Source organism: Paenibacillus sp. MAEPY2, from assembly GCF_000499205.1.
Classification (GTDB): Bacteria; Bacillota; Bacilli; order Paenibacillales; family Paenibacillaceae; genus Paenibacillus; species Paenibacillus vandeheii.
Genome location: NZ_AWUK01000027.1, coordinates 143,872 through 157,883 on the forward strand (window position 1 = coordinate 143,872; position 14,012 = coordinate 157,883).

Here is a 14,012-nt window from a genome sequence, read left to right on the forward strand (position 1 = left end):
GGGAATGTGTGATGGAGGAACTTAACCTGTTGTTGAGTCGATTATTATGTAGCGGATTGCACACCGCCGGCCTTTTGAACAAATTGCAGGCTGGTGATGCCGCTACTGCTTCAGCTTCAGCGGAAATGCCAGTTTCATTGATCAAGCGTTACGGCAGATGGTGGCGGGAGAGTCTCGTTTATTTGCAAAAATACGGTTATTTTACCTCTACTGGCTCTGTAAATCTCTTGATTCAGACCATAGATACAGATGGGGCTCAAGCATGGAAGGAATGGGACAAGAAAAAAAGGTTGTGGCTATCTGATCCAAACGTGTCTTCCTACATTCCACTGCTGGATACCACGCTCCGAGCACTCCCGGATATTTTGACGGGCCGGAAGTCCGCAACCGACATTGTTTTTCCAAATAGCTCCATGCATCTGGTGGAGAACATTTACATGAACAATCCTGTTGCCGATTATTTTAATGCTGTTTTGGCAGATCGGGTTGCAGCTAGTATCAAACAACAACTTGTGAAGGACCCGGGTGCTCAAATCCGCATTGTGGAGATCGGAGCCGGAACAGGGGGCACCAGCCAGGCGGTCTTTGCCCGGCTGAATGATTTTCATCCCCATATTCTGGAGTACTGTTATACCGACCTTTCCCAGGCTTTCTTGAGTCATGCCCAACAGGTATATGGCCCGCAATATCCGTACCTTACCTACGGAACGTTTGATTTGTCCAAACCAGTGTCTACCCAGTCTCTGCAAGCAGGGACCTATGATATAGCGATCGCAACCAATGTCATGCATGCTGCTCCGCATATTCGTCTTGCTTTGAGAAACGTCAAGGCATTGCTCCGTTGCCAGGGTGTTTTTCTGATCAATGAGATCACAGAAAATACGCTTTTGAATCACCTTACGTTTGGGTTATTGGATGGATGGTGGAGCTATGAGGATCCCGCACTTCGTATTTCCGGAGGACCTTTGCTTGAACAGGAAACTTGGAAAAACGTGCTGTTATCCGAGGGGTTCGGAGAAGTGCAGTTACTGGCTCATTCTGAAGAATTCAAGGGTCAGCAAGTGATCATGGGGACAAGCAATGGCGTGGTACGCCAGCAGAACGTGAAACATGAGTTGAACGTGAAACATAAGGCCCAACGTCAAACGAGCCGCATTTCGCAGGATATTCAGAATAAAACGTCAGAATTCCGGTTATCTGAAGTGGAACTTTCACGTTCATCCGAAGAAAAACTGAAGTACATAAAGGAAGTGCTTGTTCGGACATTATGTGAATCTTTGAAAGTGGAGGCGCAGCTCATTGACCATGACGAGGCTTTTTCCGATTACGGGGTTGACTCCATAACGGGTGTTCGGTTGATTCATTCCATTAATGAACGTCTGGGAACGGAGCTGTTCACCACCGATATTTTTGATTTTCCTTGTGTCAACCAGCTTGCACAGTATATTGCCCCAATGGTTCAGGTGGAACAAGTGGAGCCTGAACAACAAACGCAACTTCATGGGGGGCGCAGTGCCATAAAACCTGACGTCCAGCAAACTCAACAGATGGGTATTGGTGAAGAACGAGAATTCAAATTGGGTGATGCAAAGCAGAGTCATTTTGAGGATAGTATATTATCCTCAAGTTCCGTCAGCAGAAACAAGGATATCGCGATCATAGGTTATAGCGGCAGATTTCCACAATCGGATAATGTGGATGAGTTATGGGCGCATTTGGCTGCAGGCCATGACTTGATTCAGCGCGGGGCACGGTGGACTGCGGAACAGACAGGAGCATCCATAGGGAAAACGGAAACAAACCATGGGGCTTTTTTGGAAGATAGCGACTGCTTTGATCCCTTGTTTTTCAAAATCTCCAATATTGAAGCAATGCATATGGACCCGCAGCAGCGACTGTTTCTGGAGGAATCGTGGAAAACTCTTGAACACGCCGGATACGCAGGGGAAATAATTCAGGGTCGCAAATGCGGAGTCTATACCGGATATTGCGGAGGAGATTATGAGAAATTGATGGGTGAACAGGCCCCTGCACAAGCGTTCTGGGGCAATGCTGCATCCATCGTACCTGCCCGGGTATCCTATTTTCTGAATTTACAGGGGCCGGCGATTGCGGTGGATACTGCTTGTTCGAGTTCACTGGTTGCCATTCATCTGGCTTGTCAAGCCCTATGGTCAGGGGAGGTGGAGCTTGCACTGGCAGGTGGAGTGTTTGTGCAATCTACGCCTGATTTTTATCTTTCTGCTCATCGGGCGGGCATGCTGTCCCCTGTTGGACGGTGCCATACTTTTGATGAACGTGCAGACGGTTTTGTGCCGGGTGAGGGTGTTGGAGTCTTGTTGCTCAAACGACTGGAGGATGCCATCCAAGATGGCGATTATGTACACGGGATCATTAAAGGAAGCAGTATTAATCAGGATGGGAGCACCAACGGCATCACAGCCCCTAGTAGAGCCTCACAGGAAAGACTGGAAAGTCAGCTATACGAACAATTCGGGGTTAATCCGGATCAGATCCAAATGGTCGAAGCGCATGGTACCGGAACAAAACTGGGTGATCCCATTGAATTTGAAGCACTGAACCGGAGTTTCCGGAAGTATACGAGCCGTTCACAATATGCCGCTATAGGTTCAATCAAGTCGAATATGGGACATTCGATTGCAGCAGCAGGCATAGCCGGTGTGATCAAATTGTTATTGGCCTTGAAACATCAACAGATTCCGCCATCTATTCATTATTCCAAAGCAAATCCTAATATTGATTTTTTGAATAGTCCTTTCTATGTCAGTACCCAATTAAGTCCATGGCATACACCTCCAGGGCAAAAGAGGGCTGCGCTTGTAAGCTCATTTGGCTTTAGTGGAACCAACGCTCATCTTGCCATCGAGGAACCACCCGGAGAGCGGTCTCCTTCAATACAAAAACCGGGCTATCTTTTGGTGCTGTCTGCACAATCGACAGGACAGTTGAGAGAACAAGTGAGACGAATTGCGCAGCATTACAGGAAAGAGGGAGCTCAGTTTGATTATGCCAGTGCAAGCTTCACTTTGATGACGGGGAGAAGACACCTGGAACATCGGGCAGCTTGTGTAGTTCAGCCTTCGGACGATCTGGCCTCCATTTTGGAACAATGGCTTAAAACGGGAGATTCATCACAGATCTATGCGGCGGATTTAACAGGCCAGCCTTCCAAAGAGCAATCCGTTCTTCGACGTTATGGCAATGAATGCATCCAACAAATAGCTGCGGCAACATTAGATGATTCACGCTATGTTGAAAACCTGCATACTATTGCAGAACTGTATGTACAAGGATATGAATTGGATTATAACCGACTTTATTTGACAGAAAAGGTTAAAAGAATACCTCTGCCCACGTATCCCTTTGCACGGGAAAAGTATTGGGTGAGTTCGGGGAGAGCCATTCCTTCCATTGAAAAAGATGTAAACGTGGAGATTTCGGATGCTGCTCCTGTCACAAAAGAGCGGAGAACAGCCAAGCTTCTCGGAAAGCAATGGAAGCGTTCGGCGGTTACAAATCTTGATCCAGCGCATGTAAAAGTTGTGGTTGGATCTACAAGGGAAAGCGTTGGGCTTGCCAATAAACTTTCACAAATGATACAGGGGAGCCAGGTTGTGCTGGTGAGTGAGGAAGAGCATGACACTGGACGTCTGCTCGATGTTTTGATGAATTGTGATGCTTTTATAGATCTGTCAGGCTGTGACCGAAAGATGGAAACAGAAGAAATGATGCTGGACAAGCTGATCAACTGGATAGCGCGGCTACAACACATGATTGATACCCGTGGTCACAAACCATTAAGACTGCTGGGGGTCACCATGGGGCTGGAGTCTTTTCAAAACGAGTCGATTCACCTTGGCGGAGCAGAACGGGCTGGACTTTACCGTATGTTGCAAAGTGAGTACAGTCATATTATTTCGCGGCATATCGATGTGGACCCGGCAGACAGTGAGCTTGATATCGCAGCACAGATCGTCCAGGAGTTAACTCATGCGGGGAAGGAACAGGAGGTCTGTTATCGTGGAGGACAGCGGTACAGTGCTTATCTGGACATCCTCGATAACATGAATATGTTGCAGTCTGATCATATCCGACTCCCTTTTCCATCCAGTCATGTTCTTTGGGTCACTGGTGGAACTCGCGGCCTGGGGTTGCTGTGTGCGCAGCATGCAGTTCAGCATTATGGGGTCCGTAAACTTGTTCTGATCGGTCAGACCCCGTTTCCGCCTCGGAATGACTGGTGGGCACGACGCGGGGACCAAGACGAGATCGGCAGCAAAGTTAGAGCAATCCTGGAGTTGGAGAAGCGTGGCGTACAGATTGAGGTCCTGTCTTTTGATATAGGAAACAAGGAAAGACTTCTGCTGGCAGCAGAACATATACGTTCAACGATGGGTGCAGCCGGAGGGGTAATTCACGCAGCTGGCATAGCCGATATGGAGAATCCCGCCTTTATTCGTAAATCGCTGGAGTCGATTCGGAGGGTGTTATCCCCCAAAATGTTAGGCACTGCAGCACTCTATGAATGCTTCCGTCACGAGCCCTTGCAATTTTTTGTCCTGTTCTCTTCCGTGGCTGGAGCCATTTCGAAACTTGGCGTCGGACAAAGCGATTATGCCATGGCTAACACCTACATGGATTATTATGCCGCAGCGCATGCTCAGACCAGTCCACTTACCAGTATCCAATGGCCGAACTGGAAGGAATCGGGGATGGGTGAGTTTCCAAGTCAAGCTTATAACGAAACCGGTCTGCTCAGCATCACGGATGAAGAGGGACTGAAGATGCTGGACTGGGCACTAATCACCCAACCAAGCGCAGTCATGCTTCCGGCAATTGTGAGCAGCGAGTCCATTGATGCTGAGGGGAAGGCGGGGATTACCAGAAAGGTTGAAGCTGAAAAGATGTCCGAAATACCCATCACAAATGGCGCTCCCATCGCTGAAACATCAGAGACATTACAGTTGAAGCTAAGTTCCATATTCTCCGAGGAGTTATGTATTGAAGCCGAGAAAATGCACCCGGACCGATCCTTCGAACATTTCGGAATGGATTCGATCATGATTGCTCAGCTTGCACGTCGGATGGAACGGGAGCTTCAAATTCCTGTGGTGGAGCCCCATCTCTTTTTGGACCACCCAACGATCGCAGGGCTGACAGGGGCTTTGCTGCCAAAGCACGTAACGAGTGCGCGTATATCTCCCGAACAGATCAATAGACCTGAGGAGCAGCAGATTATCCAGTCATCCAAAGCGCGTTCCCGAGTGGCCATCATTGGTATGGCCTGTCATTTCCCGGATGCGGCGAACCTGGAGCAATTCTGGAACAATCTGAAGACTGGCAAAAACAGTATACGTGAAATTCCGTCATCCCGGTGGGACTGGAGAATGTATTACCATCCTGATGGCAAAGCAGGGACAAGTATGAGCAAATGGGGAGCTTTTCTCGATGGCCTGGAAATGTTTGATCCCGATTTTTTCGGAATGGATCATTCTCTGGCAAGTCATCTGGACCCCTTGCAAAGGCAGTGGCTTGAGGTTAGCGCCGAAGCACTTGCCGATGCAGGATATGGAAAAACTCAGCTTGAGTCGCTTCAGGTTGGTGTGTTTGCAGGGGCAAGAACAGGTCATTTCATGAGCAAAATACGTCAGAACAACAAACAAACGATCATTGGTACAGGCCAAAATTTTATTACAGCACATTTGGCTCATTTATATAATCTCAGAGGTCCCAACATGGTCGTGGACACCGCCTGTTCCAGTTCTCTGACAGCCATTCATCTGGCTGCCCGGAGTTTGCAGAATGGTGAAGCGGATCTGGTGATCGCCGGTGGGGTTGAAGTTTTACTGGATGAGACTCCTTATCTTTCCCTGACCGCATCAAAGGTACTGTCGCCAGATGGACAATGTAAAACCTTTGATGCCTCTGCCAACGGAATTGGGGTTGGGGAGGGCTGTGGAGTAATCGTCATGAAACGATTGGAACAGGCCATAGCGGATGGTGACAAAATCTACGGAGTGATTGATGGTTCTGCAATTAATAATGATGGTCATACGATGGGCGTGACTACACCGAACCCGCAGGCCCAGCAGGCGTTGATTGAAGGTGCCATCAAAGATGCCAATATTGACCCGACTTCAATCAGTTATGTGGAAACACATGGAACAGGCACGGTCATTGGAGATCCCATTGAGCTTAAAGCGTTAACCCAAGTGCTGGGAACCGGTATGGAAAAGGGAGATCTTTGCGGCGTAGGAAGTGTCAAAAGCAATGTGGGACATCTGTTGAGTGCGGCAGGGGCAGTTAGCATAATCAAGGTTTTGCTAAGTATGGTTCATGGCCAGCTCCCGCCCAGTTTGAATTGTCCGCATCCGAATCCGAGATTTCGGTTTGAAGAAAGTCCGTTATTCCTTGTTCAAGAACTTACACCCTGGTCCAATAAAGTGTTGCGTGCGGGTGTCAGCGCATTTGGACTCGGAGGAAATAACGCTCATATCCTTGTCAGCAATGAAGGTATCCCGGACCCAAATAAAGCGACACTGGATCCTCGTTTCAATCGCATTATCTGGAACAGAGCCCGGTTTTGGCCGGATGAGGTTAAGGAGAAAAACTTGGTGGTCAAATCGCATTCAGGACAAAACAATCGTAAGCCTGAGCATATGCTGTCTTTCTTCACACCGAAAAAATTGCAGTAAGGGGGAACTGTCGTTGATAGGTCGCAATCAAGAAACATACGTGCAACGGTTAAGCCACAGCAACGCCATCGTTCAGGATCATCGTGTACACGGAATTTGTACGTTACCCGGGGTCACCCTGCTGGATATGATCTATCGTTTGTCGGCTTTATATATAGAGACACACTCCATCGAATTGCGCCAGATTTTGTTTACAACGCCGATTGTGACAACAGAGCAATTGGATCGCGAGATTGCTGTGACGTTCTCGCCGGTACCTTCAGAGATGCAGTGGGGGGTAACCATTACAAGCAAAAAAGTGATGAATGGTATTATCGATCAAAGCAGTGAAGAACAACATATGCAATGTACGATGTTTCTTGTTGATCCCGAGTCTAATCCGCCGGTGATCTATGTTCAGGATCTGAAAACTCAATCCCGGGATCAGTGGAGCATGGATGAGGTTTATCAATTGGCGAGGCAGGTCAACATCGAACATGGGCCATTTATGCAAACTTCAGGGGTCGTCTACCAATATGAGAATCAGGAGCTTATGTGTCTGAATCTCAGTGATGAGGCTTCCGTTTACTCTGATGAGTTTTATGCGCATGCAGCTTTTTTGGATGGGGCAACGTTTGCGGGCTCCTCATTTCGTTTAAAGGGAAAAGCACAGGGGATGTTTGATGATCAGACTCCCTATATTCCTTTTATGATTGAACGCTTCCGTATTTATGGTCCGTTACCTGACAGCATTGGTGTGTATTCGCTCGCTCGACCATTGACAAACGACCATTCTGTCTCATCACCAGATCTGGTTTCTACAGATATTTGGGTGGTTGACTCTGCTGGCAAGTCCTTGGTTGAATTTGAGCGTTTAACCGCCAAACGCATTCGTAGTCCTCATTTGATACAGAAATGGGCCGACGTACATCAGCATCCAAATGGAGTAGAAGCGTCAGAATCAGAGGATGCAGCTGTACGAGAGCATGTCCCACAGGTCAGCATACAAGAGTCACAGGTCAGCAAACATGGCACATCCGAATTATTGAATCAGCGAAGAAGTGTTCCAGAAGGGAACATGAAGCAGGTTGGGGACTATTTAAAGGAAGAGATAGGCAAAGTGCTTGGAACACCAGAAGCGATCTTGGACACAGAGCTGGGATTTTATCAGATGGGCCTGGATTCCTTACAGCTTGTCAACCTTTCAAGGACGCTGGAGAACAAAGTGAAGGAACAGCTATACCCCACGCTGTTATTTGAATATTCCAATATCCATTCTCTGGCTGCATACCTGCACCAACATTGGCCTGAGGCATTTACTGAACATCAGTATGCAGAGAACAAAGCTTCCGCCAGCAAGGCAAGCACCGAAACTTCGGAACGCGATTTTGATCAGAGAAAGAGTGATCATTACTCATCGATCTTGCTCGAACCCTTCTGGGAAGAAGTCACGCTGCATATGCGTAACACCTCAAATAAGGTGCGCAGCCACGTTATCATTCTTTGCGGGCAGTCAGCTGGACATGATCAAATGATCAAGGAATGCTTTCCGCAATCCGAGGTTGTCACCCTGACAAGTGAACGTACCATGCCACAATCATTTGAACAAATATGCGAGCAATGTATAGTCTGGCTTCAGAATTACATGCAGCGGTTTCCCAAAGCGGAGACCCATATACAATTAATTGGTCCGTCGGGAACGGGCGCTGATTTTTCAGGCGCTATGGGAGCGCTATTAAGAACAGCTCATGCTGAGAACCCTCATCTGCACGGGCAGATCATCACGGTGGATGATATTCATAACGTCACAAGAACGCAATGGGCAGACTGGTTGGATAAGGAGCGGTTAACGCATTCCTCGGGAGTCATTGAAGTGTATTACACCGGAAAATCTCATGTGCGGATGGTGAAAAAATTCCGTGAGAAACCGATAATGTCGCCACAGAAAAGCCAGTATGTCGCAATAGACGGTGTTTATCTGATTACAGGTGGATTGGGTGGATTAGGCTTGATGGTGGGCCGCCATTTGGCTGAGCAAGGGAGGATTACATTGGCGCTGGTGGGGCGTTCTTCTCTTGGCGAAAAAGAGTCCGATAAGATATCCGAGTTGAAGCGTCTGGGGGCTGATGTTCATTATTTTCAGGCAGATCTAACTCATAGCGAACAGACGAGTCGTGTTATCCAGCAGATTCGGACCAGCCTGGGAGCTATTCGGGGAATCGTACACTGTGCAGGAATTACCCGGGACCAATTCATTTTACAGAAAACAAAAGAGGATATATCGGAAGTGCTTGGCCCTAAAGTGAGCGGACTTTGGTACCTGGATGAATATACTCGTGATGAACCATTGGACTTTTTTGTTTTATTTTCTTCTCTGTCGGCTGTGCTCGGGAATATGGGACAAGCAGATTATGCTTGTGGCAACGCTTTTATGGATTGGTTTGCAGAGCGGCGTCAGCAACAGGTTGTGGCAGGACAGCGATCAGGCAGAACCATTTCGATCAATTGGCCCCTATGGGCGAATGGAGGCATGTCGATCGATCCAGTTTACGAGCAGCAGTTGGAAGCAAAAACAGGATTGGCTCCGCTGCCTCAGAGCGTAGGAATACAACTATTCGATTCGCTTATGATGAATGCTTCAACACAGATGGTCGTGATGTATGGTAAACCCACGTTCATTCGAAGCTTTGCGCAAACGACTATCCATGTGGAGGGCCCATCATCAGCAAAAGGTTTAAATCATGAGGTGCCTCAAAAAGAAATGCGGCAATCAGGAACGCAAACAGAGGATATAGCCATTATTGGTGTGGCTGGACGATATCCGATGGCTCGGAATGTGAATGAGTTTGCTGCCAATCTGTTATCAGGCAAGGATTGTATTACAGGCTTTCCGATCGAACGTTGGGAACAGGGGCGTTTCTCGTATACGCCGGATTCATATTATCAGTTTGGGGGATTCATCGATAAGATTGATGAGTTCGATCCACTGTTTTTTAATCTATCTCCCCGTCAGGTGGAGATGATGGACCCCCAGGCAAGACTTTTTCTGGAAACGGCATGGGAGGCTTGTGAAGATGCGGGTTTCCGTGTTGACCGCAATCCACATCACGAAGCTGCAACAGGCACCCGGAGTGTAGGTGTATTTGCCGGTGTATTCTGGAATCATTATGAACTGTTTGCATCAGAGCTGACAGATCGCGGTGTACCTACATCCTTGGGAGTCAGTGCAGCGTCCGTTGCCAACATGGTATCGTATTGCATGAATTTCCATGGTCCTTCTCTTGCGGTAGATACGATGTGTTCCTCCGCATTAACGGCCATTCATCTGGCCTGCGAAAGCATTCGAAATGAGGAATGTGAGTATGCTCTTGCTGGCGGAGTCAACGTCATTACGCATCCACATCGATACATGTTTTTGAAGGAGGCACAGCTGTTGTCATCCGATGGACGGTGTCGCAGTTTTGGAGAGGGTGGAGATGGATATGTGCCGGGCGAGGGAGCCGGAACGGTATTGCTGACCAGTCTGCGTCATGCCGAGGAGGAAGGTTATTCCATTTATGGTGTCATCAAAGGGTCTGCAATCAATCACGGAGGAAAAACATCAGGTCCAACGGTACCAGACTCAACAGCACAGTCGGAAGTTATTAAGGCGGCCTTCAAACGTTCAGGGGTTGATCCTCGAACAGTCAGTTATTTTGAAACACACGGCACAGGAACGTCCCTTGGAGATCCGATCGAGGTACAGGGACTGAACAAAGCATTGGCGGACGGGGCACTGTCGGAACAGAGTTGTGCAATTGGTTCACTGAAGTCCAATATCGGGCATTTGGAAGCGGCTGCGGGTGTAGCTGCATTAACCAAGGTACTGCTACAGATGAAATACAACCGGATTTTTCCTTCCTTGCATGCGGAGCGTCTGAATCCGTATATTCCTTTTCAGCACACACCTTTTTATGTGGAGAGGGAAGGAAGGGACTGGAGAATTGTGAAGGCAGATCGTAGCACTCCAGAGACCGGACCCTTGCGAGCGGGTATTAGCTCCTTTGGGGCAAACGGCAGTAACGCCCATATGATAGTTGAACAATATATATCGACAGCAGTAGATTCCAGTTCGGATTTTGAGTCCGAGCTTCCAGTCATTGTTCCGTTCTCTGCCAAAAACCAAACAAGTCTGCTTGATCATGTACGCAACATGATGAATTATCTCTCCACCGGTAAGGAAGACCCAAATTCCGCTGCCACACTGGGAATCAAGCTATCCAATCTGGCATACACGCTGCAGGTGGGCAGAGAGCACATGCGATACAGGGTTGCTTTTGTTGTCAGTTCTCTTGAAGAGCTGAAAAGAAAATGTGCAGAATATGTGAAAAGCAAGGATCTTGGCCTGGAGAAGGGATCGTTGAACAGTCGGGTTGGTTATGAGGGAGAAGTCCGGCTTCAAGAAGATGGTATCACAGAACTGTTTCAATCAGATGAAGACATTCGGACAGCAATCGAAATCTGGATGAACAAGAGAAAGCTGGCTTCAATCGCCGAAGTATGGGCTAAAGGAATTACCATTGATTGGAACAGCATGTACCAGAGGGACAGCAAGCCCACTCGGATCAGTCTCCCTACCTATTCATTTCAAAGAGAGCGCTACTGGGTCCCTATGGTCCAAGCAAAAAGGGAGAGCGGGACGGCAGGTTTCGGCAAAAAAGCGGCAGTGCTGCACTCCATGCTGCACCACAACCGTTCGGATCTGCTGCGAGGTCAGTGGTACAGCAGTCAGTTTAATGGCAAAGAGCCCTTCCTAAGCGATCATGTGGTGCAGGGACACCAGCTGCTTCCCGCTGTCGTTCAGCTGGAAATGGCCCGGGCAGCAGCGGTGCACGCAGCGAATTGGCCTCCACGCACGCACAGTCTGCTGCTGCGCCATGTAATGTGGAGCAGGCCGCTCGTCGTTGGGGAGGAGCCTGTGGAGGTTCATCTCGCGCTTGAGGCCGAGGCAGATGGGAGCCTGTCCTATGAAATAGGGGCAGCGTTATCACATGAGGGTGCAATCGAGTCTGGCGAAGCGGTGTATAGCCAGGGGCGTGTAAGTGTGGGATCGCCCCTTGCAGAAGCGGGGCAAAGCCTGGATTTGCAGGCTGTGCGCAGTAGGTGTACGCAGGGAGAGATCAGCGGGGCAGTCTGTTATGAGACGTTTCGGAAACTGGGTCTGGAGTACGGTCCGTCCCATCAGGTGATTGTCGAACTACACTGGGGGACGGACGAGGCTTTGGCGCAGCTTCGTCTGCCGCAAGCCCTCTTCGAAGGGCAGGCGGACACCGTGCTGCATCCGGGGATGGTGGATGGCGCCTTGCAAGCGTCCATCGCCCTGCTGGCAGGAGATCAGATCGCGGAAGTGCTGAGTTCGGGGGGCGAGGCAGGCCTGGAGGGCACAGCCCTTGCGAGCACAGCAGAACGGTATGGGAACTCGCCCGCTTTCGCTCCGCTGCCTTTTGCGCTGGAGGAGGCGGAAGTGATGGCCCCTTGCCAGGCGCACATGTGGGCGGTAGTGCGTGTTCGCCCCGAGCCAGCGGCATCGTCCGATGCGGAGGCGAGGGTCCGTAAACTGGATCTGGAGTTGTCCGATTCAGAGGGACAGGTTTGCATTCGGCTGCGAGGCATGACCTCGCGTGTACCGGAAAGCCGGGAAGGTGTGCTGCTGGTGCAGCCCGAGTGGCAGGAGCTGCCGCAGTACTCTCTAACGCCTGCGGTTCCGGCAGTCGAACCCGCGGTGCTGCTGTGTGAGTGGGCCCCGCAAGACCTCGCGGCTGCGGATGTGTCCTGGAAGCAGATGACGTTAACGGGACCGTTGGAGGCGCGGTACGGACAGGCGGTTCAGGCCATCCTGCATCATGTGCAGCAGCAGCTTGCGATGCAGCGAAGCCACCGGATGGCCTTGCAGGTCGTCATGGCGGGAGATGAACAAGGAAGGCGGTTCGCCGGCCTGAGCGGGCTGCTGCGGACAGTGAGGCTGGAGCATCCGGGCTGTCTGGCACAGCTTGTCGAAGTCCAGCCGGGTACATCCGCTGCACGGTTGACCGAGCAGCTGCACCAGTGTGCGCTTCATGCGGAGGAGAGCCATCTGCGTTGGGAAGCGGACGAGCTGGAGCGAGCGGGCTGGCAGGCGGTCGACGTGGACATGGGCGAGAACGTGAATGTCGACCTGAATATGGATGGGAAGACGAATGGGAATGCGGAGACAGAGGTCAAGACAAAGCGGAAGAGCGGCTTCCCGCTGTTGTCCCCTTGGAGAGACGGAGGCGTGTACGTCATTACAGGCGGAGCCGGTGGCCTGGGACGGATCTGGGCCCGGGAGATTGCAGCCCGTACAGAAGGCGGTACGCTCATTTTGACGGGCCGATCCCCGGTGATGCCAGAGGCGGTCCAGCGAGAGATGGCGCAGCTTCCTGCCCGGGTGCTTTATGAAGCAGTGGACGTCACCGATCGGGAAGCGGTCCACGGACTGTTTGGGCGTCTCCGTCAGCAGTATGGCCAGGTGAACGGGGTGCTGCATTGTGCCGGAGAGATCCGTGACAGTCTGGTACGATACAAAACGGAAAGCGACTGGCAGGCCGTGCTGGCTCCGAAAGTAGACGGCCTACGGAACCTGGAAGAAGCGATCGGGACAGAAGCCCTGGATGTACTGCTGCTGTTCTCCTCGGGTGCAGCGGTGACGGGGAATGCAGGGCAGGGTGATTATGCCGCCGCCAACGGGTATATGGATGCGTATGCGGTGAGCCGAAATGCGCGGATGAACCGCGGGGAGTGTCAAGGGCGAACCTTGTCCATCAACTGGCCGCTGTGGGAAGAAGGCGGGATGCAGCTGGAGGAAGAGGGGAAGCAGCGCCTGTGGAAACAGCATGGGCTGAGACCGCTGGGAACCGCATCGGGTGTGAAGGCGTTGTATCAGGCCTGGGCGAGTGGAAGCAGTCAGGTGGCGGTGGCGGAAGGCAAGCTGTCGGTGCTGCGAAGAAGCCTGCTGGAGCGGGGAAGTTCAGGGTCCGCTCAAACGATCGGATCGGCACATGCAGACAGGCCGGAACGGCCACTTGGCCAGACGGCAGCGACCCCAACTACCCCAGCGACCCTAACGGTAACACCACCCTCAACGTGGGCGCCTCCGGCGGGAAGTACAGCCCAGCAGGAGGCTGTAGCTGTGCTTACGTCAGAGGTGGCTGCCTTGCTGAACGTAGAGGAGCAGGACATGGATCCGGATATGGACTGGAGTGAATATGGTCTGGACCCGGTGCAATGGAGTGAGCTTTCCCGCACACTGCTGACAAGGCA

At 50.7% G+C, this 14,012-nt stretch carries 2 protein-coding genes; both read left to right on the plus strand.

Going from position 1 to position 14,012, the window contains the following annotated elements; translation table 11 throughout:
* Nucleotides 1-11 precede the first annotated feature (11 nt).
* Complete coding sequence (locus tag P364_RS0120290; RefSeq protein WP_024631908.1) at nt 12-6,716, plus strand: beta-ketoacyl synthase N-terminal-like domain-containing protein; 6,705 nt, start codon at nt 12-14, stop codon at nt 6,714-6,716.
* Between the two features lie 13 nt (nt 6,717-6,729).
* Nucleotides 6,730-14,012, plus strand: a 7,283-nt coding sequence (locus tag P364_RS36295; protein WP_024631909.1) for an SDR family NAD(P)-dependent oxidoreductase, incomplete at its 3' end; no start/stop codon positions are given.